Raw genomic sequence first — 24,101 nt, 5'->3', positions numbered from 1 at the left:
CGGATTTGACAGTATATATACTATGAAAAATATTAAACACACCATCAAAGGAGCTCTGCATTAGGTTAAACCCTAATCAAGCTCTTTATGAAAAGACAAAGGCAAATGCAGAAGGCATTTGGAGTTAATGAATTCGGACTTGTTGATTTTCCTGTGAAGATTTCAAATATCCGGATATCAAGAATCATTTATGGTAATGAAAGAGGTTGCTCTTGGTGCTTCCCTCATGGATGGGAAACAGATAACTCAACCATGTTTATCAACAGTCAGCGAAACTGGAAATGCTTCAGAAGAACAAAATGGAAATCCCTGTAGAAGAAAGGCCGGATTACTCCCGGCCTTTTCTTGATTTTCAACTCAATAGTAAATTATCAGACGCCCGTTAACGTTGGGTTAATTGTCCTCACTGTGTCATGAATAAAGTTTGTACATTTCTCCACCCAATGTAGCAGGCGTTAAATATAGATTTTCTGGCTGCTAACGTACGGCTCCAATTACCTCGCAGATTCTTTTTTAACTAACGAGGCCCAGGCACCCGTTGACCATAGCGCCCATACAATAAGCACAGGTTGAAAGAATAATCGTATCAATCGTTTTTGATCGGTATCTAATCCAAAAGCATCGATGCCATTGGTGTATTGGGAAATGTTTCCAGGGAATACAAGGATAAAAAAAATGGCTAATGCAACCCCCACTTTATGTTTGTACTTAACCAAGAAGATCATACTTAAACCGAGTACTATCTCAACTATACCCGATGACAGCACGACAAAATCCATAAAGGATTCATTGTTCGGTAGCCAACGCGGAACCTGTGCCTGAAATTCTTTACGTTGAAAGGTAAGATGTCCTACACCGGCGAGCACCATAAATGCGCCAAGCAAGACTCTCATTACATTTTGAATTGTGGTGGTTTTCATGCTGTAAAAATAGTTTTACGATGGATCGATTCACCCAGACCTTGATCAAAGCGCCATTAAAATTTGTAATTTAATCTTTCGAAATTTCTAGTGATATATATTCTTCAAAATCATCTTTCCAGTAAAATTTGTGTTCGCCTCAATTTGAAATTTTGACGAATACACTCATTGCAGTCATCAAATGAAAAAGCCTGCAATCATTTGATTTGCAGGCCTTCGTTTTTTTGATATTGTTATTAGATGAGGAGGAGGGAGTGATTACTAAAATCTAACTTCTTCTCCTTCAAATATTTTCTTCGTATCAATTTGCACCGGTGTGACTAATGACACCTCACAAAGTCTTACAAAAGTTCTGATTCCTTATGAGGCAAAGATACAAAATCAGCCATTCATTGTTGAAAAAAACTTTACAAAAAATGTAAAGTTTTTCGTATATTTACGTTAATGGTTATAGTGGAAACAGCTTCCGGACAAACTCATCCTATTGCGATAAGTTCTGTTTCCCACGGTGAATTAAAGTTGCTGAAGAAGGCCAAGTACTCATTCAACTGGCGTCAAACTGCAAAAACTTGCCCTTTATTCAAACTAACGATCGAAGGCCAAGAAGAAATACTCGGTGTTATGGCATTAGTCGAGCACCCTGGAGACAATAGAGTGGAAATAAAGCTGCTTGCGAGTTCAGTTGAGAATATTGGTGCAAATAAGAAGTTTGAAGGTATTGTCGGTTGTCTTTTGGCATACGCATGCGGTGAATCATTGAAGAACTATGGGGAGTTGGCATGTGTTTCATTATTACCTAAGACAGCCCTTAAACAGCACTACATGGAAAAATATGGAATGCTCGATGGTGGCCGACAGGTATTTTTAGAAGGTAAACCTTTGTTTGATTGGGCTAAAAAGAATCTCTGAAAATGAAAAAAAAGGAAGATTATTTAGATCGCGAGAAATTTGATGGTTTGATTCTTACAAGGAATCTGAGCAGCAAAGAACTTGATAAAGCAAAAGATGAACTAGCGGAAGCACGGAGAAGAATTCAATCTGGCTTAAGTGACAGGGATCGACTTGCTGCCAAAATTCTTCAATTCAAATTGAAACTAAAGGACTATCTGAAGAAAGATGATTTTGACCCTAATATGAGGTTTAGCTCTTGCTTAGTTCAATATGTTCATATTTTGGATATTAAGCGAAGAGCGTTTGCAGAAGAAATCGATATTGATGAGACTGAACTTAGTCAGGTAATAAATAAACATCGGCCACCAGCGGAATATCTTTTTATTAGGTTAGAAATTCACTCGAATAATAATATACCAGCTAATTGGTGGTATAAATTGATCGAGAAAGAAAAAGAGCATCATATTTCCACCGACAAAGGATTGAGGAATCAGCAAAAGAAACATGTTCGTAAGAAATTAGAAGTAACAGTCTAACAGTCGTTACTCTAAATATTGATTTACCCACCCAATGTGCGAGTTCCGAGCACATTTTTGGCTGCCAAAAATACATCTTGCTGATGCTGGAAGACCGGCATCGAGAGAGGGATTTTTGTTGACAAAGTTACATCTTGCTGAGGCCGCGAAGTCAAGGCATCGGCTCTTCTTTTTTGTGGACAAAAATACATCTTGCTGTTGCCAGAAGACTAGGCAACTCAATTAATCTAACAGGATTTTGTAATGCTCTCTAAGATTGAGACTTTACTCAAATCATGCGGATTGAACTCCCTTCATGCGGATGAAACGATGGCTGATACTGAATATATCCTAGCCGCTGAAGATCTGAAATTGCTTTGTGATATGTTGTTTTAGAATTGAGATGAGACGCACGCATCAGTTGGCGTCTTGATACATGATAGGGACTTTTGCAGTCGCTTAGAAGCCAGGCGCGACAGAGGGCGGTGAAGAGAGAAATATGGGAAGGCTTCAGACGAGCATCTGAAGCCACCCGATTAAGGTACGTTTTAAGTTGCTCAAGGTGGTCCATCTACCTGCGGCTACCTTCCAGAAGTTTGATAAGGTCATCGTATTTATAGAAGATGATACCGCCTACCTTACTGCAAGGTAGTGAGCCATTCACCCGAAGGTTCTGCAAGGTGCCGTGAGAGACTCCAAGCATCTTTCTCACCTCAGAACTTTTGAGCCATTCTTTCTTCACCAGCGACTGTGATGCGCCAAGCATTGCTTTTAAGTCTTCCAACAATTGCACGCGGAAATGCTGCAAATCCTCATGCTTAAAAATTGCTTCATTCATAATCAAAAAGTTTTGTTTGATTCGAATGTGATGCAATTGAATTCAAAAATCTACCCAGTTGGGTCCCAGCTGGGGAAGAAATATTTGTACAGACCAAATGAAGCGACAGTATTGTTTTGCTGAATTCGAAGGTTTATTTTAGTATATTTCACGGTTGTGTTGTGATCGCAACGCCTTTCCGATTTCAACCAAAACTCATAATCTGCGATGAACTCGTAGTTGAGAAGCTTGATATCTATGTCATCGATTTTCAATTTCCAACGAAGGAAGGATTGCGTGTGACGGAAGGAGGTTTCATATCGCTCGAATGTCAATGGCGAAAATTCCTTATTTATAAGTTCTTTCATCTGATGATTATGCTGCGCGAAAATTTCCATCAGCATGCGCGGTCGCTCCAGTGAAATGCCGAACCATTTTGCTTTGATGTTGTCAAGCGTCACTTCTTTCCCTTCATTCATCAGCTCACGTTGAAGATCAAACGCTTTCATCTTGAAACCTTCAATGCATCTGTTAACTCGCTTGGCTTCCTCGTTTGTACCTTTTACTTTTTCGTTTTTCCATTCTTCGGGCTTGACGTAAATCTTTGTGTTCGTTTCAAACTTCTGATCGCCCATGTAGATGCGCATGCACACTGGTGCTAAGCCTGCCGCTGTAGATCTTCCTTTGCGAGCATAGAACTTCACTGAAATTGTTCTCCGTACCATAGTCACTTTTGTTTTAGTTAAAAATGAATTTCTAAGGCACTGAAATCAAGATGTCCAAATTTTGAACTGGTTGGATTTCAATGTGTTTGGTACGATTTAGTGACACTGATTTGCCGCATGGCTTGGTCACTGAATTGTCACCTACAGATCAGTAACTTTTGGTGACAAATGGAAGGCGCTAAAATGAAAAAACCTCGAATCCATAAGGAAATCGAGGTTTTAACTTTCTTTGATTGATACTCAGCAGAGGAGGAGGGATTCGAACCCCCGGACCTGTTACAGTCTCCGGTTTTCAAGACCGGTGCAATAAACCGCTCTACCACTCCTCTGTGTTTGCTGGTTTATTTAAGGAGTGCAAATGTATAGCTTTCTTAAAAACCAGCAAAAAATCTTGAAAGAAGTTTTTTACTTCTGTTCGTCTGCGAAGTCAACAAACACTTTTTTGATGTCTTTATTGTCGATTTTCGCGGCATTCTTGGAGTATGCGTCCAATTCCAGCAGTACAATGCGCTGGTCGTTGAGGTTGGCGCGTAGTTTTTCGATGTCTTTATCGAACTCCAGGTTTCTCCGCGCTGACTTCAATGCATACTTCCGGGCAAAATCATCGCCCATGGATTGAATCTTGTTCCGGATGTCGATACCAATCTTGATCTTCTCCAGGATGTTTTCTTTCGAGCGACCAACAACTTCCGTTGCCTCCAGCGTACCCAGCGTAAGCACCGTTGTACCACCCACAGCCGAAACTACTTTCGACTGATCCGAATTGTCAACCACAGCCGGAGTAAAACCGGTAACAGCACCGAGCGATGCGTTTACAATCGAGCGGTTCTTTTTACCCTTCTTCGCTTTCTTATAGTCTGCATTTAATTTTTTCTGGTTGGCATCGAGTTGGTCTATCAGCACCAACGCATCCACCAGGTTAGCTCTATATTTCTGGTAAAGGTGACCGTCTTTCTTGATCAGGTTTTCAGTGTCGGCAATCTTGATGCGTACTTTTCTTTGTGTACGATTGTTTGATTTATCTACTACAAAGAACACAATCTCGGCTATTAAGAAACTCTGCGTGTCGTCTACAAAATCATAACCCGGTGTCCAGGTAAACTCAGATTGAAGCGTTGTATTTTCTTTGAGACTTGCTGCCGGTATACGTTTATCAGCTGATACAAAACCAACGTTACGAACATTGTCGTCACCGTTGGGGTCAGATATATATATCTTCAGGTTCAGTGTTTCATCTTCTTTAATGGTGAAGAGTGAATCACCGGGTACGATAAGGATCTCTGGTGGAAGATCAAGCTGCGTCTGCGCGATCTTTATTTTACCTTTTGATTCTGCTTTGTCGGGTTGATCCTGCACGATGAACTCCACCTGCAACGGACTATTCTTCAACGAAGAAAACTGTCCGCGCGAAGGTGTCCAGGTAAATTGTCCGAGTGATGAAAGCGCAGAGCCTTCCGGCATTTGTGATTGAATGGATTTGATTACGATCGGGTCGCCATCCGGATCATATACATAATCATTCGCGATTTGGTAGGTGTTCTGGTTTGATTGCTTTACGTAGAACACCGGGAGATCTTCTACAACCGGAGGACGATTGATGTGACGCACTGTAAACGTAACGGGTTTACGCTCGCGTTTACCATCGCGTAGTGTTGCCTGAAAAATTACCGTAACATCTTTTGTTAATGCTACGCGATCTACCAGGTCGTACGAAGGCTTCCAGTTGAAATTACCGAGTGTATCGAAATTTATATTGAGGCCTTCAGCTCCTTCAATGGAAAAGAATGCCGGCACCTCGGGTGCAATTTTTACTTTGAACGATACCTCTTGATTTTCATTGAGTACATTCCATCCTGTTGAATCAGGAAAAACTAAATGATGATTTTGGCCGATGGCTGTTAAGCAACTACAAAACAAAAAAATGAAAATATTTAAATGCTTCACGATTAAAGTTTAAGTTAGTTCTAATTCTAAGGAAGCCGTAAAGTTAATAAGATCGAAAGTTTTAGATATGCCACGTACCAAAAAGAAACAAACTGATAAAAATTTCTTTACGGATGTGTTTGATGTAGCGCGGCTCATTCCCGTGGGTCGTGTAACCAGTTACGGTGCTATTGGACAATACCTTGGATTGAAATCGAGTGCGCGCATGGTAGGCTGGGCCATGCATGGTTGCCCAAAAGATGTACCCGCACATCGCGTTGTAAACAGTAAAGGTCTGCTTACCGGAAAGCATCATTTCAACCCACCGGAAAAAATGGAGCGACTTCTAAAGAAAGAAGGAGTGAAGGTGGTTAACGATAAAATCGTAGCGTTCAACGAAGTTTTCTGGAATCCTTCAACGGATTTGGAGTTGAATGAAACCAAACCGAGAAAAAAGCGTCCCAAAACTGGATAAGATGTAAGGATTACCCCTCTAATTTAACTGTATTTGCGGCATTTGTCGCTGTGGCATAGGGTTGGCAATAGGTGGTTTCAAAACAACGACTTATGAAGACCCTTATCAAAGTTCTTGTTGCTGGTTGCTTTTTAATCTCTTCTTCTGCTTTTGCAGATGATGTAATACCAGTACCTGCTTACAAGCACAAAGATCTTTTCGTGCTGAAAGCTCATAAGAAATTTAAGGGAGCAAAGGTTGAAGTTTTCCATGCCAATGGTGAACTGATCACTTCGCATAATATGCAAAAGCGTAAGATGATCATCGATTTTGGCAGCGTACAACGGGGTACCTATGTGATACGACTCACCAAGGGAAACGAAGTACAGGAATATCAATACACAAGCAAACACAAGTGATGCATCTACCGATGATGCACCTGTAAAAATATAGTGGGGTTGGTTTTAATCGGGTCTAGGCTGCTTCAGACGAGAGGTGGCCTTTTCCTTTTTATAGCTTCTGCAACTAACCCCGTGGCTACACGCAAACCTTAAATCTTCACGTGTGCGTGGTCTTTTCTCGAAATGAGCCACAAGCCAAGAAATGTGATCATGCCGTTGATCAACAAAATTTCCAACCCGATTTTATAGCCTCCGAAGAGTTTTTCAGAATTGAGACTGAGCAGGTAAGAAATTGCCGGAGAAAGCACGCAAACAATGGGTACGAGCTTGTCGCGCACCTGCAGCTTGGTAAATAAGCCGAACGCGAATAGTCCCAATAAAGGTCCGTAGGTATAGCCGGCTATGTTCAGCACGGCATCGATGACCGAGCGCTTGTTGATTTCTTTAAACACCAGAATGATGATGAGAAACAGGAACGAGAACCCTAAGTGCACCATAAATTTTTGTCTGCGCTTTACGGCTTCAGGCTTGTCTTTGAAATTCAGGAAGTCGATGCAAAATGAAGTGGTGAGTCCTGCGAGGGCAGAGTCTGCACTGGCGTATGACGATGCTGTTATACCGAGTAAGAAGAAGACACCAACGGCCAGGCCGAGTTCATTGATGGCGAGTCGCGGGAACAACTCATCTGACGCTGCAGGCAGTGGTATATTATTCTTGGAGCTATACATATATAGCAACGCACCGAGTGTAATGAACAACAGGTTTACAACCACCAGCAGCAAGCTGAACCAGAACATGTTTTTCTGAGCTTCGCCCAGGTTTTTACAAGTGAGATTTTTCTGCATGATCTCCTGGTCCATCCCGGTCATAGTAAGCGTGATGAACGCTCCCCCTAAGAATTGTTTCCAGAAGAATTGCGTGGAATTGGGATCATCGAAATAAAACATCTTCGAGTACTCGCTCGATCTTATCGTACTCACCATCTCGCCAAATGACATACCCAACTGACTGGCTATTTGCCAAACAGCAATGCACACGGCCGAGATCAGAAATATAGTCTGGAAGGAGTCCGTCCACACAATGGTTTTAACTCCGCCTTTGAAAGTATATATCCAGATGAGGAGGATTGTTGTTGCTACCGTAACAAAGAAGGGAACGTTCCACGCATCAAATAAAAATAATTGCAATACAGTTGCCGCCAGGAACAAGCGGAGCGATGAACCAATAGTACGCGACACCAGGAAAAAGAACGCACCGGTTTTATAGGTCCAGAAATTAAAACGTTGTTCGAGGTAAGTATATATGGATATCAGGTTGAGTCGATAGTACAACGGCATGAGTATACCGATGATTAACCAGTAACCTACCAGGTAGCCGAGCACGACTTGAAAATAACCGAAGCCGATTTTGCCAACATTGCCGGGAACCGAAATGAATGTTACACCTGAAAGCGATGAGCCGATCATACCGAAAGCCACCAGGTACCAGGGCGACTGGCGGTTGGCGGTAAAAAATGTATTGGTGTCGGCCCCGCGCGATGTGATCACGGAGATGAATATCAACGCACCAAAATAGACAATCATGATAATGGCAACCAGTGTGGGAGTCATGTTTATGAAGTTTGCAGCGCAAAGAATCAGGAAATCGGATCAAATCCAAATCGATCTTGAACGAGACCGTTTCGCAACGTATTTTTGTATTATGAAACCCATGTATCAGGAAGAAGTATTGACCGATGTGGATGTGCTGGAAGCGGTGGAGACGATCGATCAGATGGATCTGGTAGTTTTCAACGATGACGTTAATACATTTGATCATGTAATCGAAACGTTGATTCGCGTTTGCAAGCATACCCCTGAACAAGCGGAACAATGCACACTCATCATTCACTATAAAGGTAAGTGCGCTGTGAAAAAAGGAACGTTTGATTTTCTGCGTCCTATGCGTGAGGCGATCTGTGAGGTGGGTATTGATGCCCGCATTCTGTAATCGCGTAGTCTTGCCTGTCTGAAATTTTATACCTTAAATCTTTGTTGCGTTTACCGTGGAGTATCCTTCCAAACTTATTGAAGAAGCTGTAAATCAAATCGCGAAACTTCCCGGTATCGGTAAGAAGACTGCTTTGCGTTTGGTGCTGCACCTCATCAAAGCGAAGGATGAAAATACCTATGCGTTAACGGATGCTCTGAATAAACTTCGTGCAAACATCAAGTTCTGCAAAGTTTGCCATACTATATGCGATGCCGAGATGTGCTCTATATGCTCGAGCCACAGACGCGACCGAAGTATAGTATGCATTGTGGAGGATGTAAAGGATGTGATGGCGATTGAAAACACAGCGCAGTTCAACGGGGTGTATCATGTGCTGGGTGGAGTTATCTCTCCGGTAAATGGTGTAGGACCTGCGGATCTGAAAATAGAGTCGCTTGTAAATCGTTTAACCAACGGACAAGCCGAGATTAAAGAAGTAATTCTGGCACTGAGCCCCACCATGGAAGGCGATACCACGGCCTTCTATATAAACAAGCGCATTCGCGAGATCGCGGTTAAAGTAAGTGTTATTGCGCGTGGTGTACCCGTAGGCGGGGATCTGGAATATGCAGACGAAATAACGTTAGGTAGAAGTATAACGGGCCGTACGCTTTTCAATTAATACCAATTGCTGATTTCAATTTTTAAAAATTCAGACACAGAAGTATAGTCTGAAATATGAAATCTTCAAATCTGTGGGCAAATCTTCCAACTTAAAGCGATAATGCCTTTCTTTGCTCGCTTTTTTTACAAACAAAATTATGAGTACACTTTCCAACCGAATCAACGCGATTGAAGAATCTGCAACCCTTGCAATGGCCGCGAAGGCTCGTGAGTTTAAAATGAAAGGTATAGATGTTATAGGTCTTAGCCTTGGTGAGCCTGATTTCAAAACTCCTCAACACATTTGTGAGGCTGCCAAGAAAGCGATTGATGATGGAAAGTATTTTGCATACCCTCCGGTAGCCGGCTACCAGGACTTGCGCGAAGCCCTGGCTGCCAAGTATCAGAAAGAAAACAATGTTCCCTATAAAGCCGAAAATATAGTTGTATCAAACGGAGCGAAGCAATCTATAGCAAATGCTATGCTTGCGTTGCTGAACCCGGGTGACGAAGTAATTGTATTCTCGCCATACTGGGTAAGTTACGATGCATTGGTTCGCCTCACGGAAGCAACCCCGGTAATTATAAAAGGCGGTATAGAAAATGATTTCAAAGTTACTGCGAAGCAACTGGAAGCTGCCATTACTCCCAAGACAAAAGCAGTGATCTTCTCATCGCCATGCAACCCTACCGGTTCTGTATTCTCACGCAAAGAACTTCAGGATATAGCGGATGTTGTATTGAAGCACCCGAACCTGTTGATCATCGCTGATGAAATATATGAGCACATCAACTTTACAGGCGAGCAGGTAAGCATAGCATCATTCCCCGGAATGTTTGAACGTACCATCACAGTAAACGGTTTTGCAAAAGGTTATGCCATGACCGGCTGGAGAGTTGGATATATAGCAGCACCAAAATGGATTGCTGATGGTTGCAATAAAGTACAAGGACAAATTACATCCGCCAACTGCTCCATAGCACAACGCGCTGCACTGGCCGCTGTAACAGGCGATATAGCACCTACTACTAAAATGGTGGAGGAATACCGCAAGCGCAGAGATATAGTATATAACCTGTTGAAAGAAATTCCAGGCGTAAAGGCAAACTATCCGGAAGGCGCCTTCTATTTCTTCCCGGACGTAAGCTCATTCTACGGAAAATCAGACGGAACAAGAACAATCAAGAACGGAGATGATCTTTGCCTGTTCCTGCTAGAGAAAGCACACGTTTCACTAGTCCCAGGCGGGGCGTTCGGAGATGAAGCCTGCATAAGACTTTCATACGCAGCTTCAGAAAGCGATCTGCGCGAGGCACTGAAGAGACTGAAGGAGACGTTGGCAACGCTGAAGTAAGAACTAAGTATATAAAGAACCCTGAGCGTTGCTCAGGGTTCTTTGCTTTTTATAGGTATAAGCTAAGCCATTAATTTTTTGTAGCTACTACGTGGAAACGTTTCATAACGGCTCTCAATCTAGAAGCTTGTAGCCAGCAACTATTTCAACAGCTAATTCTCAAACTGCTCCTCCAGCGGTGCGTCCTTCTCCAAATCGCGGATCACTTGCCGATCCAGCGCAGTCTCTTTTATTACGTTGTAGCTTGCCCAGAATTCTTTGTTGTAGGGGTAGTCCTGGTATTGGAGGCCATAGTTGCGCATCTTTTCGGTTGATCGGATGCGCTCGGCAGTGTTGGTATATACCTGGTTGATGAGGAGATGTTGCACGAGTTCAGTGTCAAACTTCAGTGCCTTTGTGGTTATGTCGTTCCACTTCTCGTGTGTCACTACGGTAATGTAGTTGAGGTACATCTTGCCGCTATATTTCCGGAAATCAATTTTCTTTTTGTAGCCGATATAGGTGTTCACTACATCTTTGCGCGAGTCGAGGTTATCGCCTGTATATTCTATTTCAAAATCAATGTGGATGACGGCGTAATCTTCTTTATCGATAAACACCTTCAGCTTGAAATCCTTTTCATACGACACTACAAAGATCTCGCGGTCGTTGTAATGAGAGTCTTCTTCGCGCTGCATGTTCTCGAATACTTCTTCCGCTATCTCATGGTGGTAGCGTATCGTATTGTGAAGCAGCAGATCTTCCAGTAAATTTTTTTGATCGAAGTATGCAGCAAATTTATTTTCGTATCCTAAACTCTTACGCACTTCCACAAGTTTTACATGTTCGCGTAGCTTGGATGGGTTTCTTGGTTTAGCATAGTTCTCGTCAAATATTTTTACGGCAGCTTCCAGTAATGCTATAGTGGTACCGCTTACTTTTTTAATGTCGCGGTAGAAGCCGTCCATCAGAAATGGCTCCATCGGAAAGTTCTGTTCAATTTTTGAAAGCGCTATACGAAATATTTCCCCGCCTTTTGTTACGGTGTCTGTCACAACAACTTCGTCCAGCATCGTTACAGATTTATTCAGCGCTATTGTTCCTGAGCTCATTGACCAGACAGGCGCTTCAAAATTCTCGTAGCCAAGCATGCTCACCACGATAATATCGTTTCGGTATTCGGAAGGAAAATGGAAATCGAACTCGCCATTAGCGTTGGCGATGGTGCCGATCGGCTTGCCCTTAATAACGACCGATGCAAAAGAAAGTGCCTCACCCGTTGCCTTGTCGGTAACTCTGCCTGAAAGTGTTATTTTCTGCGCAGAGACACTGAAAAAGCCAATAAGGAGTATAAAAACAATGATAAATCGCATTTATCGGGGGAAATAGACGGTCAAATTGGACATTAACTCCCGGCTTTCAAACAATGAGTAGGATATTCCTTTAAATTGAAGATTTATCGCCTTTAATCAAGCCTGATCGGTTTTGTATTTCATTGTGTAACTTTAAATTATGAATTTGCCGGTCTTGAAGTCTATAGAAGAAATACCACGTGTCTGGAAAAAGGCTTACCTCTTACTCTGCCTTTGGTTTGCCGCCAATTACGGTGTGGGTACTTTTATAGAGTGGAAGCTGGAGAACCCCAATACCTACATTTTCTGGAATGCCCTATATCTGTTTGAAGTTCTCTGCATTCTCATCATCGGTATCTTCTTTTACGCCAACTGGCTGTTCCGTTTCAGAATATATTTCCAGGTAGCAGGCCATGCCGCAGGTGCTATGATTCACTTTATGATCATGGGTACGCTGTCCTATTACCTGGAAGATTATGTGGAAGGCTATATCGGCTGGGACTTCTGGAAAGCACACATTATCGGGTTGCTCAAGTGGGAAGGACTTCATTTTCATGATCAGTATATAATTACTGTTGGAGTATACTATGTGATTGGCTACTTCCAGGGTTTGCAGAAACAGGAGCAAGAGAAAAGTGAGCTTGCCTTGAAGAACCGCGAGATGCAGATCTCGTTACTCAAGTCGCAGATTAACCCGCACTTCCTTTTCAATACACTGAATTCAATCAATACCCTCATTGGTTCCAGCAAAGAGCAGGCGCGTAAAGTAATTACACAGCTCTCGGATATATTCCGGTATGCGCTTGATTCGCATGGCGACCAGATGGTAAAACTTATTCACGAGCTTGACTTTATTGACAACTATATACGCATTCAGCAGGTTCGTTTTGGAGATCGCCTGAAGTTTGTAAAACAAGTGGATTTCTCTTGTTTGAATGTTGAGATCCCTCCGATGATTCTTCAGCCCCTCGTTGAAAATTCTGTGAAGTATGGAATTGCCCCGAAGGAAGATGGCGGAACGATCATCCTTACTGTAAAACGTTTTAACAACATGATCTTTTTTGAAGTAAAAGATGATGGACTCGGTTCAAAAGCGAAAAAGGTAATGGATGGAAGTTCCAGTGGTGTAGGTATGAAAAACACGGATCAGCGTTTGAAAAGTATTTTTGGTCCGGGCTCGGGTTTACGAATTCACTCCAATGAGTGGGGGTATTCTGTCAGCTTCTTTATTCCGTACGAGGAAATAGTTGAAGAATTGAAAAGCAAAGCAATGTAACTTATTAAACTATATCTATACATGAACATAACTTGTGTTATTGTCGATGATGAAAAATTAGCACGCGACCTTTTACAAGAGTATTTGCAACAGATGCCGAACATCCAGGTAATTGGTGAATGCTCGAAAGGAAAGGATGCTGTAGAGTTAATTGATAAGGAGAAACCAGATCTTGTTTTTCTGGATGTACAGATGCCGGGCATGACTGGCTTTGATGTACTGGATGAAATCACACACGATCCATACGTGATATTTTGTACAGCATACGATCAGTATGCGCTGAAAGCATTTGAGAAAAATGCAGTTGACTATATTCTGAAACCTCTCGACCAGGAGCGTTTCAAACTCGCGGTTGAACGTGCTATAGCGCGTATGAAGATGGAGCAGAACAACGTAGGTGAACTGCTGCGCAACCTCAAAACTGAAAACAAGACTTCGTACGACTCGCATATATTTGTGCAGAAGTCTGAGAAGTTGTTGAATCTTCCTGTAGATGAAATAGTATACCTGGAAGCTTCCGGTGATTATACTATTCTTACTACCAAGAACGATCAGTTCGTGAGTTCATCCGGTATAGGTAAACTGGAAGAGATTCTGAATCCTGAGATTTTTATCCGTGTACACAGAAGTACGATCATCAACATCAATAGTCTGAAAGAAATTGAAAAACATTTCAATGGTGGCATGGTGGTGAAGATGCAGAACGGTAAGAGCTTCCCGGTTAGTAGAACGTATGCTAAGCTTATTCGTAAGAAGGTAGTATAAATATACTTGCATTAATTTTGGATTCCCGTGGGTTAGAAGTATTGCTAAACTCACGGGAATTTTTTTTGGCCTGCAGAAGACGCAGGCAAATACAAATAATACAATTAATGCATTTGTGATTTGATGCAGTCACTTGCAGGTTGCCTGCACTATATATTTTGAAATGCTGTTAAAATATATCTGCGAAAATCAGCGTCCTCTGCGGGCAACAAAAAACGCAGCTATGGAAAAAGAATCTTTTCCCCACCCGAATACTCAATGGTAACATTCTTCCCATGCGCCTTCATGATCTCGCGAATTTTAGTTTCGAATGCTTGCTGAGCTTCCTTTACAAAGTCTGCCTGTGCAGCATATCGCTTTGCATCGTTGTTGAATGCGTTGATGGCCGCAGTTCGATCTTCTGCCTTGATCGGATTCCACCACCCATGTTCATCTTTGAATTTTATATCGCCCATTGACTCCAGTGAAAGTAGTTTTGGATGCGGGAGTATAATGGTTGCATTTTCTTCATTGATGTTTATAGTAAACTTCTGGTTGAGGTCAAAGCCAGCCTTTGCCTCAAAGGTGCCAGTGATCGAAATAGTCTTGGTACTCTTCAGCCAGGTGTTGGTCCACGCGTAGTTGTGCTGAAATTTTTGAGATATAGTGGCGAGTTCCAATATAGGCGTTTGCTGTTGCAAGACAACGGTGTTATTAACTGTTACCTCCGGTGTAAATTGAAAAGCCTCTTTAAAATCGCGACCAAGTTGTTTGGCTCCTTCGTAACTGCGCTGTGCAACCTGTGTAGGTATATATACAATCAATACATAAGCCGTAATGCTTAACGTTACCAGCAGTAGAATGATGAGTATGATTTTTCGGTTTGAGAACATTTCGCGTTGCTATATAAGCTATTCTATATACTATTTAACCTGCTCTACCAGTTCAAGCCTCTTTACAATGGAATTGACAGAAAGAATTGTGCCGGGTGACAACACTGCGTTGGCCCCAATCTTTGTTCCATCGCCAACCAATGCTCCGAACTTGGTAATGCCAGTGGCCATTTTTTTTCCATCAATCAATATAGTAATCTCTTTGTCGGTTCGCTCGTTGTAATGATTGGCAATGACAGAGCCTGCTTCCATATTTACTTTTGACCCTACAATGGAGTCGCCTGCAAAATTAAAATGAGCCAGGGCTGCGTGAGGCATAATGAAACTCGATTTTATTTCGCAGCCTGGTCCGATGCTGCAGCCTTCTCCTAGAAATACACCACCTCGTAAATAAGCGTGCGCTCCTATAAAGCAGCCAGCGGAAATGATGGCAGGACTTTTTATAGTAACATGTTCTTCAATGCGCGCGTCCTTGTGAATAGCAACATGGTCGCGTATAGTATATTCTCCGGAAAGCGTCTTTATCTTTTCTAGAATATGTACGGATGCGGATGTGGTGATGTCCCACGGAGCGATGCCTTGCAGATGCGCGAAGATCTGTAGGAAATTTGGTGTATAGGACTGAAGGTTGATTGTATTCATGATTGACTATTGTTCATATAGTTCAAGCGGAAGGCCATCAGGATCGGAGAAGAATGTAAAACGCTTGCCGGTATACTCATCCACGCGTATAGGTTCTGTTACTACGTTGTGTGCTGTTAGCTCCGCGACTGCGGAATCGATATTGCGCACTGTAAATGCGAGATGACGCAAGCCTCGTGCTTCTGGTCGCGATACACGCTGTGGTGGATCAGGAAAAGAAAACAGCTCAATGGTATAGTGATCGCCAAGAGCCAGATCCAGTTTATAGGATCTACGTTCAGCCCGGTAATATTCTCCCAGCACGCGAAAGCCAAGTACCTCGGTATAGAATTTTTTAGACACTGCATAGTCAGAGCAGATAATGGCGATGTGGTGAACGTTTTCCAGTTGCAGCATGTGAAGTAATTATCAACTTAAATTTCATTATTTTTTGTTCATCATGGACATACTTTGCATCGTTCTCGGGATAATTTTCATGCTGGCGGGGTTGGCCGGTTGTATTCTTCCATTACTGCCAGGCCCACCGTTGTGTTTTGTCGGTATGGTGTTGCTGCAGTTAAGAACAGAGCCTCCATTCACAACAAAGTTTCTGATTATATGGGGAGTAATTACGGTTGTTATAACGGTGCTGGATTATGTTATACCACTCTACGGAACCAAAAAGTTTGGCGGCAGCAAGTATGGTGTGTGGGGTTGTACACTCGGCTTGCTCGTAGGTATATTCACCGGACCGTGGGGTATAATTATAGGCCCGTTTATAGGTGCCTTTATAGGCGAGGTAATGGCCAACGCCAATTCATCGCAGGCCTTGCGTGCAGCCTTCGGGTCGTTCATCGGTTTTCTGTTTGGCACGCTGCTGAAACTTGTTGTATGCTTTGTGATGTGCTGGTATTTTGTAGCAAGCCTGATAGGTTGATGAATAAATATATACCTTGCAACAATAGTGAAAATAACGATATGGCAAACTTTAGTCTCCCGATTCAAATCCGATGGGCTGATATAGATCAGAACCGTCACCTGCGCCACTCTGCGTATTATGATTATGGAGCGATGGCGCGTATGATTTTTCTTTCAGAACACGGTATCACTACACAAAAACTGGAGTTACTTAAAATAGGTCCGATCTTGTTTCGTGAAGAAGCTGTTTTCAAAAGAGAAATTACACTGGACGACAAGCTTACGCTGGATGTAGAGTTGATTAAGGCTACGAAAGATTTCGCGCGTTGGAGCCTTCGTCATAATTTTTTGAAACTCGATAATACATTGGCGGCTAACGTTACCGTGGAAGGTGCCTGGCTCGATCTTGAAAAAAGAAAGCTTATAACGCCAGATGAGTATATCCAGTCGATCTTCAGCGAATTTCCTCGCGCAGCCACATTCGAGTGGATTATTCGTGAAGAGAAGAAAGCCTAATTACCGAATACCCATCGCTCGATTACTTCAGGATAATGCTTGTATTCGAGCTGATGTACTTTGTCGGCTATCTGCTCCGGTGTATCATCTGCGTGCACCGGGCATGTTGCCTGAAAAATGATCTCGCCTTCATCGTACTTGTCATCTACAGCATGAATCGTGATGCCCGTCTTAACATCACCGCCAAGCTTAACCGCTTCATGTACTTTCATGCCATACATTCCTTTACCACCATGGTTGGGTAAAAGAGCCGGATGGATATTGATGATGTGGTGAGGATAAGCTTGTATCAGGTACGATGGTATAAGCCAGAGGAACCCGGCCAGTACAACGTGAGTAACTTTCTTTTGGTGTAACCAGTCCAGTACAACAGTGCTTTCTTTGAACTGCGGTCTGTCGAATACTTTAGCATCAACACCAAAGTTGCGTGCCCGTTGTAATGCAAACGCCTGCGGATTGTTGCTCAACAAAAGAACAACTTCAATGGAGGGATGATTTTGAAAGTACTTAAAGATCTCTTCAGCATTGGTTCCGTTGCCGGAAGCAAAAATCGCCAGACGATATTTCTCAGACATAGGTCGCAAAGATAACGCAGCGTTACTATTCGTTGCACCTGCTATAAATAAAATTATGACTATAGCACATCGCGATTCACAGCGAAGCGATTAACTTTAACCTGTAAATCTACCTTGTTACTGTTATGGAAACCTTTGGCGAAAAAGTAAAACGTACAACAAAAAAAGTGATCCGCGCTATAATCATCTTAGTGATACTGGGTGGTGTTATCACCTTTTCATTTTTATACTGGGGTACTTATGAAGATGGCGTAATGGCCGGAAAGATTCTGCGCATTAGCGAGAAGGGCGTGATGTTTAAAACCTACGAAGGGAAAATCAACCTTGAAACGTTCGGTGCGCTGAAGGGGACCAGTCCTATAGCAGAGTCGTTTGACTTTTCGGTTGAGAAGAGCGATAAAGATCTGATCAAGCAACTGCAAACTGTAGCCCTTAGTGGCGAGCGGGTAAATCTATACTTTGTAAAACGATATGCGCGTTTCCCGTGGCGAGGTGATACTAAATATTTTGCTACCCGCATCGAGCGCTTGCAATAACATTAAGGTAAATATATACCTATATACTGAGGCTGTTCATGATGATGAGCAGCCTTTGTTATTGAATTCGCGTGTGTATCATTAGCGAATCAATACAGATTTCTCTTCCATCAGTTTAATGATTCTGCGCAGGTAGTCGATTTCCTTGCGCGAGAGCTCGAGTTGCCGTTGGTATTCTGTTTCGGATGAATGGTTGCCGTTTTTGTCCGTTTGTGCAGGCTCATTTGAGTAGTACTGAAAGAAATCGTGGTTGAGCACCTGCGAAATGCGAAGCAGCAAACCTGTATCGAGATGGCGCTTGCGGAAAATGCGATAGACATTCTGGCGTACCGTTCCCAGTTCATCGGCAAAATCGGTGAGCTTCATTTGGCGATGGTCAAATACTTCCTTGATTTTGGGGCCTATTTCAACATATCCCATGATCCAACTATTTTTTTTGTGAACGATCGGATGATAAAGTCTTAATATACGCTTTGTAATCAGTTGGGTTACAATTGTAACCAAGGGTTTTACGTCTTCGTAAATTGTCGTTAAAATTACATAACCAAAGCAATATATGAGCTTTGCAGAATTTGCTTCGACCCTTAGTAGTTCTGAATGTATGGTAAAAGCTTTTTACCAAGATGAATACGCTACCATCGAATTGGACGACTCAATCCCATGCGTTCGTCTTACGTTAAATGGAGTACCGCGTTACAGCGAGCACTATAACTTTGTCCAGAAAAAGCGGTTGGAGTTAATGCAGCGGGAGATCCGTAACTATCCTAAACTGCACATGCTCACGGATAGTCGCACAGCAGGACCGGTGCTGGATGAAGATGTACATTACTTCAAAACGAACGTTATGCCCGCCATGGAGCGTGCAGGGGTTCGTTTTCTGGCCATTGTAATGCCCGCCAGCAAATTTACCCAGATGACCATTCGCGAGATGACGGAAGATCCGCGCCTTATGACTGTCCAATATTTTGATTCCATGCGTGAAGCACGGCACTGGCTTCGCAAGATGACAACGTTGTAAAACTATTGTCTCAAATTACTTTTCTGACGGATTCTTTTTACCTGCCAGTAATTTCTCTATCGTTGCTTCAAGGCGTTTGGTACGTGTTTCCTCTTTCTTTGCTTCGCTGACCCAGTGTGCATATTCCTTTCGGTTGGTATAGCTGAGTGTCTCAAAAAAAATAGCGGCTTTTTTATTCCGGGCAAGTACTTTTATGAGCGGCTCAGGCATTTCAACAACACGCTCTTCCGTGTCTCGCTCAATTTCTACGCGTATTGTGTCACCAACGTTTTTACCAATAGCAGCACGAATATCTTTTCGTACCAGAATTACATGGAAGCCTGTTCCCATGTTGGCTAATACACCGCGATACGACACGCCATCGAACCATGCTTTTACCTTTACCTGGCCTTTGGTGCCGTATACTTTTTTCGACATCAAACGGAATGGACACATAGGCCGCGTCCATCGAAGAATCCGGGTTTTCCAGTATTGCTTTAAACACTTGTTTAACAGACGCACGCATCGGTAAAAAATATATCGAAGTAAATTTATTCATTCTGCATCTGAAAAATCACGTTTTCAAAACAAAATGCCTCGTTTTGGACCTTTGTACCACATAAAAGTTTGACAAACTAAAAACAGGCCGTTGTTTTGTTAGGCGTATAGAATTATCTTGCAAGGCTTGAACCCAAAGCCAAGACCCTGTCATTAACCTATGTCAACGAGTTTGCCAGTATAAATATATATGCAGGATCTTATCAGGCATCTCCCCGCGGTCATTTACGAATACACAATCTACCCGGATGGTCAACCGAGATTCACTTATGTGAGTGAATCGAGTGAAAGCATTTTGGGACTCGCACCGGAAGTTATACTGGCCGATGCTTTTGTATTGGATTCTCTCATTCATGAAGATGACCGTGAGTCGCAGCAGGAAACTTCAGCACTCAGCATAGAAGAGGGCAGAGATTGGAATTGGGAAGGGCGTATGCGGGTAAAGGAAAATATAATCTGGGTGGAAGTAAAATCAAATCATGAGTTAAGACCCGATGGTATCATCATCAGGCGTGGCGTAATACAAGATATAACGGAGCGTAAAGAACTTGCGCGTGAAAGCGAGCAACGCTATTTATCGCTTGTTGACAGATTGCCGATTGGTATAGTAGTACACAAGCAGGGTAAACTTGTTTTTGCAAATTCGCAGGCATACCAGATTCTGGCGTGCAAAAAATCTGATGAACTGATTGGTACCGATGTATTGAACTTCGTGCATCCCGATTATCATCAGCGTTTGGCGCGCAGAATGAAAGAGACTGCTGGTCTGTTGGCTCCTATGGTAGAGCAACAGTATATACGCATGGATGGAAAAGTGATTGATGTGGAAACGATGTCATCACCCTTTACATTTCAGGGCGAACCCTGTATGCAAGTAATCTTTCGTGATATAACCGAACGAAAGCAAACAGAAGAGCGCATCAAGAAGAATGAGACATTACTCGCACAGCTCTTTCAAAATATACCGATGGCGGTTGTATTGCTGAATGAGCAGGGTAAAGTTGAGCAGGTAAATAAAGGCTTTGAAGAGATGTTCGGCTTTGCGCTGGATGAACTCAAAGGCAAGAGTATAAATGATTTTATTGTTCCGGAAGAACTGGTACACGAAGGGGTAGACCTGAACAATCTGATTACGGCTAATCGTATCGTAAGCATTGAGACTATACGCAAGAATAGAAACGGTAAGCTGGTAAACGTTATACTATACGGTATGCCCGTAATGCTGGATAACCAGACTATAGGTATATATGGTGTATATGTAGATTTTACCGATCGCAAAAAAGTAGAAGAGGAATTGAAAATCCGGAATACCGAGCTGGATAATTTTGTATACAAGGTATCGCACGATCTGCGTGCGCCCCTTTCCTCTATACTGGGCCTGGTAAATCTTGCGCGACTGCCCGGTAATACCGACAATCCGATGGATTATATCGATATCATCGGTGAAAAGGTGCAGCACCTCGATCATTTCATTGGCGATGTATTAAGTCACTCGAAGAACCTGAAGATGGATGTCACTACCAGCAAGGTGGATTTTGAACACATCATCGATCGCACTTTTGAAGATTTGAATTACCTGGAAGGTGCCAAGGAAATGGTTCGCAATGTGAGGATTGATGGTGTTGAATTTTATAGCGACCCGTGGAGGATATCCGAGATCTTCCGTAACCTGATCTCCAACGCAGTAAAATATCGTCAGTTAAATATCAGCACAGCCGAGATCAATGTGAAAATACGGGTTGATAATCACCATGCCGAAATTGTTTTTGCCGACAATGGTATCGGTATAGATGATGTTAACCTGGCAAAAATTTTCGAAATGTTTTACCGTGCCACCGAGCAATCCGATGGTTCCGGTATAGGTCTATATATCGTTAAGAATGCAGTTGAAAAGCTGGGCGGCCAGATTTCGGTAGCCAGCAAAGTAAACCAGGGAACGCGTTTCAGCATTGTTCTTCCTAACAGGATCAGTAGCTTTGTGCCTGCATCCAAATCTCAAGTTGTAGAAGAACACAAATGAAGATCATTGAAGTAACTACCCCGCAGCTGGCACGCGAATTTCTGCTGCTACCCGTTAAGCTTTATAAGAATGAACCTGCGTGGATTCGTCCGCTCGACCAGGACATTGAAAGTGTTTTTGATCCTGAAAAAAACAAAGCGTTTCGCCACGGCACGTGTACCCGCTGGATTCTTCAGAATAAAGAAGGCGAAACCATTGGTCGTGTGGCGGCTTTCGTAAATGAAAAGATTGTTCATAAAGGCAACGACCAGCCTACTGGCGGAATGGGTTTTTTCGAATGCATCAACAATCAGGATGCTGCATTTTTACTCTTCGATCAGTGTAAAGCATGGCTACAGGCAAAAGGCATGGAAGCGATGGATGGCCCGGTTAACTTCGGAAGCCGTGATCGTTGGTGGGGCTTATTGATTGAAGGATTCGACCGTGAACCTAACTACCAGTGCAACTATAATTTTCCGTATTACAAAGATTTCTTTGAAGCATACGGTTTCCAGGTCTATTTCTATCAGTTCACGTATGCACGAAGCATACAGGGACCGTTGCATCCGCGACTTTCCGAGAAGGCGGAGATAGCACGAAAAGATCCTGATTACGATTTCCGCTACCTGCGGAAAAGTGAATTTGAAAAGCTGCCGGAATATCTGATGACGGTATATAACCGCGCATGGGCTAATCGTTCGGAAAATCCGGAGCTTACCATGGCGCAGGCAAAAGTGCTCGTAAAACAGATGAAGCCGATCATGGATGAGAAGTTGCTATACTTTGGTTTTTATAAAGGTGAACCGGTATCATTCTTCCTGTCGCTGCCGGAGATCAACCAGATATTCAAGTATGTAAATGGCAAGCTAGACTGGTTGGGTAAATTGAAATTCATCTGGCATACGTTCAGACGCACCAATAAAAAAGCATTTGGTATTTTGTTCGGGGTTGTTCCGGAGCATCAGGGTAAAGGCTTGGATGGCGCGATGATCATCAACGCGCGCGATGTATTGCAGCCCAATGCGCGCTATGAGCAGTACGAATTGAACTGGATTGGTGACTTCAATCCGAAGATGATACTGGTGGTAGAACAGGTTGGCGCGGAACTATCAAAACGTCATGCCACGTATCGTAAACTTTTTGATGAAACGAAGCCGTTCAGGCGTGCACCAATTTTAAAATAGGTGCAGAAGTTTTCTCGTTTCCATAAACTTCTTTTGTCGCATAATGTTATTCGCTTACTTGCAACGCGAAGTTTTCAGTCATGAATAAAACCGGAGTTCTTCTTATCAATCTCGGCACGCCCGACAGTCCTTCTGTAGGCCATGTGCGTTCATACCTTTCTCAGTTTCTAAACGATCCGCGTGTAATCGACATACCGTGGTTGCTGCGCAAAATGCTGGTGAACCTCATCATCGTTCCGTTTCGCGCACCCAAGTCTGCCAAGATCTACCAGAAGTTGTGGACAGAAAACGGTTCGCCTCTGCTATACTATAGTGAACGTGCCAGAGATTTATTACAAGAACAACTCGACAGCACATACGAAGTTCATCTCGCGATGCGCTATAAAAATCCTTCTATACCGAACGTGCTGGAAACGATGCGTAAGAAAAATTATGAGCGCATTATTGTTGTTACTATGTTCCCGCAGTATGCTTCAGCTTCTACCGGGTCAGCATTGGAAGAAGTGATGCGTGTTGTAAGTAAATGGTGGGTTATACCGGAGCTTAAATTTGTTAGCCAATACTTTGATCATCCATCGTATATAGAAGCTTTTGCCGAGCGTGGCAGAAAGTATAATATCAACGAATACGATCACGTGCTTTTTTCGTACCACGGTCTGCCCGAGCGCCAGGTTGATAAAGTATATGACGAGGGGCTATGTTCAGATCACGACTGCGAGCACGAGATCACGGAAGAAAACAGATACTGCTATAAAGCAACCTGTTACGCCACTACGCGCCTGCTTGCTGCTAAACTAAATATACCCCAGGAGAAATATACCGTTTGTTTCCAGTCACGACTCGATCAAAAGTGGCTCAAGCCTTTCTCCGATGAAGTGGTTCGCCAATGTGGAGATAAAGGAATGAAAAAAATTCTTGTATTCTCGCCAGCCTTTACTGCCGATTGCCTCGAAACTATAATCGAGATCGGAGACGAATACCAGGAAATCTTCACCGAACACAAAGGTGAAAAAGTACAACTGGTAGAAAGCCTCAACGACCATCCGCTTTGGATTAAGTGTTTGAAAGAGTTGGTATTGGCGAAATAATATATATCTGTTTCAAAGGCGTGCGTAAGGGGGACGAAGCATTTTCTGCTGCTACGTAGTTTATTTGAACTTTTGTAACTTTAATACTAGTAAGGAAGCAATGGCCTTATGAGCATCAAATAGAGTTACTCTGAAATTATCTCGTGCGGCTTTTTGGGATATTGATCTTGAAAAGCTGGACCTGGAGCGTTTTGCTGATTTTGCTATAATCCGAATTTTTTGAACGCGGT

29 protein-coding genes and 1 tRNA gene are annotated in these 24,101 nt (G+C 42.8%); 17 read left to right on the top strand and 13 right to left on the bottom strand.

The window, feature by feature from the left end; genetic code table 11:
- Positions 1-494: 494 nt before the first annotated feature.
- On the bottom strand, positions 495-920 hold the full coding sequence (locus ACFQ21_RS21600) for a DoxX family protein (RefSeq protein WP_377582545.1): 426 nt from the start codon (positions 918-920) through the stop codon (positions 495-497).
- 444 nt (positions 921-1,364) lie between these two features.
- On the opposite strand from ACFQ21_RS21600, the gene ACFQ21_RS21595 reads away from it, so the two are divergent.
- Complete coding sequence (locus tag ACFQ21_RS21595) at positions 1,365-1,829, top strand: hypothetical protein (protein WP_377582542.1); 465 nt, start codon at positions 1,365-1,367, stop codon at positions 1,827-1,829.
- A 2-nt stretch (positions 1,830-1,831) separates the two neighbouring features.
- Entirely contained in the window at positions 1,832-2,347 is a 516-nt protein-coding gene (locus ACFQ21_RS21590) for a hypothetical protein (protein ID WP_377582540.1), read from the top strand.
- Between the two features lie 550 nt (positions 2,348-2,897).
- Here ACFQ21_RS21590 and ACFQ21_RS21585 read toward each other — a convergent pair.
- The 4 genes from ACFQ21_RS21585 to ACFQ21_RS21570 form a co-directional block, all read right to left on the bottom strand.
- Positions 2,898-3,164, bottom strand: coding sequence for a helix-turn-helix domain-containing protein (locus ACFQ21_RS21585; protein ID WP_377582537.1), 267 nt, complete (start codon positions 3,162-3,164; stop codon positions 2,898-2,900).
- A 50-nt stretch (positions 3,165-3,214) separates the two neighbouring features.
- Positions 3,215-3,868 (bottom strand): phage integrase SAM-like domain-containing protein, encoded by a 654-nt coding sequence (locus tag ACFQ21_RS21580; RefSeq protein WP_377582534.1) that lies wholly within the window; start codon positions 3,866-3,868, stop codon positions 3,215-3,217.
- 244 nt (positions 3,869-4,112) lie between these two features.
- Positions 4,113-4,197: transfer RNA gene (locus ACFQ21_RS21575), tRNA-Ser, on the bottom strand.
- 76 nt (positions 4,198-4,273) lie between these two features.
- Positions 4,274-5,812, bottom strand: a complete 1,539-nt coding sequence (locus ACFQ21_RS21570) for an Ig-like domain-containing protein (protein WP_377582531.1) — start codon at positions 5,810-5,812, stop codon at positions 4,274-4,276.
- A gap of 67 nt (positions 5,813-5,879) precedes the next feature.
- On the opposite strand from ACFQ21_RS21570, the gene ACFQ21_RS21565 reads away from it, so the two are divergent.
- Together ACFQ21_RS21565 and ACFQ21_RS21560 are read left to right on the top strand one after the other, a co-directional pair.
- On the top strand, positions 5,880-6,266 hold the full coding sequence (locus tag ACFQ21_RS21565) for an MGMT family protein (protein ID WP_377582528.1): 387 nt from the start codon (positions 5,880-5,882) through the stop codon (positions 6,264-6,266).
- A 92-nt stretch (positions 6,267-6,358) separates the two neighbouring features.
- Positions 6,359-6,664 carry a T9SS type A sorting domain-containing protein gene (locus ACFQ21_RS21560; RefSeq protein WP_377582525.1) on the top strand — a complete coding sequence of 102 codons (306 nt, stop codon included), beginning with the start codon at positions 6,359-6,361 and terminating at the stop codon, positions 6,662-6,664.
- A 131-nt stretch (positions 6,665-6,795) separates the two neighbouring features.
- On the opposite strand, the gene ACFQ21_RS21555 is transcribed toward ACFQ21_RS21560, so the two are convergent.
- On the bottom strand, positions 6,796-8,256 hold the full coding sequence (locus ACFQ21_RS21555) for a sodium:solute symporter (protein WP_377582522.1): 1,461 nt from the start codon (positions 8,254-8,256) through the stop codon (positions 6,796-6,798).
- Positions 8,257-8,347: 91 nt separating this feature from the next.
- Between ACFQ21_RS21555 and ACFQ21_RS21550 the strand changes: the two genes are divergently transcribed.
- From ACFQ21_RS21550 to ACFQ21_RS21540, 3 genes are all read left to right on the top strand, one after another.
- Positions 8,348-8,635 (top strand): ATP-dependent Clp protease adaptor ClpS, encoded by a 288-nt coding sequence (locus tag ACFQ21_RS21550; protein WP_377582519.1) that lies wholly within the window; start codon positions 8,348-8,350, stop codon positions 8,633-8,635.
- 55 nt (positions 8,636-8,690) lie between these two features.
- The gene (recR, locus tag ACFQ21_RS21545) at positions 8,691-9,299 is read left to right on the top strand and encodes a recombination mediator RecR (RefSeq protein WP_377582516.1); all 609 of its coding nucleotides are present in this window, start codon (positions 8,691-8,693) and stop codon (positions 9,297-9,299) included.
- A gap of 136 nt (positions 9,300-9,435) precedes the next feature.
- A complete protein-coding gene (locus ACFQ21_RS21540) occupies positions 9,436-10,635 on the top strand; it encodes a pyridoxal phosphate-dependent aminotransferase (protein WP_377584042.1) in 1,200 nt (399 codons plus the stop codon).
- A gap of 152 nt (positions 10,636-10,787) precedes the next feature.
- Here ACFQ21_RS21540 and ACFQ21_RS21535 read toward each other — a convergent pair whose 3' ends face one another.
- The gene (locus ACFQ21_RS21535; protein WP_377582513.1) at positions 10,788-11,987 is read right to left on the bottom strand and encodes a carboxypeptidase-like regulatory domain-containing protein; all 1,200 of its coding nucleotides are present in this window, start codon (positions 11,985-11,987) and stop codon (positions 10,788-10,790) included.
- A gap of 139 nt (positions 11,988-12,126) precedes the next feature.
- Between ACFQ21_RS21535 and ACFQ21_RS21530 the strand changes: the two genes are divergently transcribed.
- Positions 12,127-13,242, top strand: a complete 1,116-nt coding sequence (locus tag ACFQ21_RS21530; protein ID WP_377582510.1) for a sensor histidine kinase — start codon at positions 12,127-12,129, stop codon at positions 13,240-13,242.
- A gap of 21 nt (positions 13,243-13,263) precedes the next feature.
- Entirely contained in the window at positions 13,264-14,007 is a 744-nt protein-coding gene (locus tag ACFQ21_RS21525; protein ID WP_079687297.1) for a LytR/AlgR family response regulator transcription factor, read from the top strand.
- Positions 14,008-14,228: 221 nt separating this feature from the next.
- On the opposite strand, the gene ACFQ21_RS21520 is transcribed toward ACFQ21_RS21525, so the two are convergent.
- From ACFQ21_RS21520 to gloA2, 3 genes are read right to left on the bottom strand one after another with little or no spacing between them, the layout of a single operon-like run.
- Positions 14,229-14,879, bottom strand: coding sequence for a DUF4230 domain-containing protein (locus ACFQ21_RS21520; protein WP_377582507.1), 651 nt, complete (start codon positions 14,877-14,879; stop codon positions 14,229-14,231).
- A gap of 30 nt (positions 14,880-14,909) precedes the next feature.
- The gene (locus ACFQ21_RS21515; protein ID WP_377582504.1) at positions 14,910-15,521 is read right to left on the bottom strand and encodes an LpxA family transferase; all 612 of its coding nucleotides are present in this window, start codon (positions 15,519-15,521) and stop codon (positions 14,910-14,912) included.
- A 6-nt stretch (positions 15,522-15,527) separates the two neighbouring features.
- On the bottom strand, positions 15,528-15,917 hold the full coding sequence (gene gloA2, locus ACFQ21_RS21510) for an SMU1112c/YaeR family gloxylase I-like metalloprotein (protein ID WP_377582501.1): 390 nt from the start codon (positions 15,915-15,917) through the stop codon (positions 15,528-15,530).
- 43 nt (positions 15,918-15,960) lie between these two features.
- Between gloA2 and ACFQ21_RS21505 the strand changes: the two genes are divergently transcribed.
- Positions 15,961-16,437, top strand: a complete 477-nt coding sequence (locus ACFQ21_RS21505; protein ID WP_377582498.1) for a DUF456 domain-containing protein — start codon at positions 15,961-15,963, stop codon at positions 16,435-16,437.
- Between the two features lie 41 nt (positions 16,438-16,478).
- Positions 16,479-16,934, top strand: a complete 456-nt coding sequence (locus ACFQ21_RS21500; protein ID WP_377582496.1) for an acyl-CoA thioesterase — start codon at positions 16,479-16,481, stop codon at positions 16,932-16,934.
- On the opposite strand, the gene purN is transcribed toward ACFQ21_RS21500, so the two are convergent.
- Entirely contained in the window at positions 16,931-17,509 is a 579-nt protein-coding gene (gene purN / locus ACFQ21_RS21495; protein WP_377582493.1) for a phosphoribosylglycinamide formyltransferase, read from the bottom strand. The two genes, ACFQ21_RS21500 and purN, sit on opposite strands and share 4 nt — an antisense overlap.
- 125 nt (positions 17,510-17,634) lie before the next feature.
- On the opposite strand from purN, the gene ACFQ21_RS21490 reads away from it, so the two are divergent.
- Complete coding sequence (locus tag ACFQ21_RS21490) at positions 17,635-18,045, top strand: hypothetical protein (protein ID WP_377582491.1); 411 nt, start codon at positions 17,635-17,637, stop codon at positions 18,043-18,045.
- Between the two features lie 81 nt (positions 18,046-18,126).
- Here ACFQ21_RS21490 and ACFQ21_RS21485 read toward each other — a convergent pair whose 3' ends face one another.
- Positions 18,127-18,465: a helix-turn-helix domain-containing protein gene (locus tag ACFQ21_RS21485; RefSeq protein ID WP_377582488.1), complete on the bottom strand. Its 339-nt coding sequence runs from the start codon at positions 18,463-18,465 to the stop codon at positions 18,127-18,129.
- A gap of 136 nt (positions 18,466-18,601) precedes the next feature.
- On the opposite strand from ACFQ21_RS21485, the gene ACFQ21_RS21480 reads away from it, so the two are divergent.
- Positions 18,602-19,063 carry a hypothetical protein gene (locus ACFQ21_RS21480; RefSeq protein ID WP_377582485.1) on the top strand — a complete coding sequence of 154 codons (462 nt, stop codon included), beginning with the start codon at positions 18,602-18,604 and terminating at the stop codon, positions 19,061-19,063.
- A 15-nt stretch (positions 19,064-19,078) separates the two neighbouring features.
- On the opposite strand, the gene ACFQ21_RS21475 is transcribed toward ACFQ21_RS21480, so the two are convergent.
- Complete coding sequence (locus ACFQ21_RS21475; RefSeq protein ID WP_377582482.1) at positions 19,079-19,480, bottom strand: YdeI/OmpD-associated family protein; 402 nt, start codon at positions 19,478-19,480, stop codon at positions 19,079-19,081.
- 310 nt (positions 19,481-19,790) lie between these two features.
- On the opposite strand from ACFQ21_RS21475, the gene ACFQ21_RS21470 reads away from it, so the two are divergent.
- From ACFQ21_RS21470 to ACFQ21_RS21455, 4 genes are all read left to right on the top strand, one after another.
- Positions 19,791-21,620 carry a PAS domain S-box protein gene (locus ACFQ21_RS21470; protein WP_377582479.1) on the top strand — a complete coding sequence of 610 codons (1,830 nt, stop codon included), beginning with the start codon at positions 19,791-19,793 and terminating at the stop codon, positions 21,618-21,620.
- Entirely contained in the window at positions 21,617-22,783 is a 1,167-nt protein-coding gene (locus tag ACFQ21_RS21465; RefSeq protein ID WP_377582476.1) for a hypothetical protein, read from the top strand. Before ACFQ21_RS21470 ends, ACFQ21_RS21465 begins: the two co-directional genes overlap by 4 nt.
- Before the next feature lie 80 nt (positions 22,784-22,863).
- A complete protein-coding gene (gene hemH / locus ACFQ21_RS21460; protein WP_377582473.1) occupies positions 22,864-23,871 on the top strand; it encodes a ferrochelatase in 1,008 nt (335 codons plus the stop codon).
- Positions 23,872-24,001: 130 nt separating this feature from the next.
- Entirely contained in the window at positions 24,002-24,094 is a 93-nt protein-coding gene (locus ACFQ21_RS21455) for a DUF6922 domain-containing protein (protein ID WP_377584039.1), read from the top strand.
- Positions 24,095-24,101: the final 7 nt, after the last annotated feature.

The organism is Ohtaekwangia kribbensis, assembly GCF_042676245.1.
Taxonomy (GTDB): Bacteria; Bacteroidota; Bacteroidia; order Cytophagales; family Cyclobacteriaceae; genus Ohtaekwangia; species Ohtaekwangia kribbensis.
This window is presented reverse-complemented; position numbering and strand designations above follow the sequence as displayed.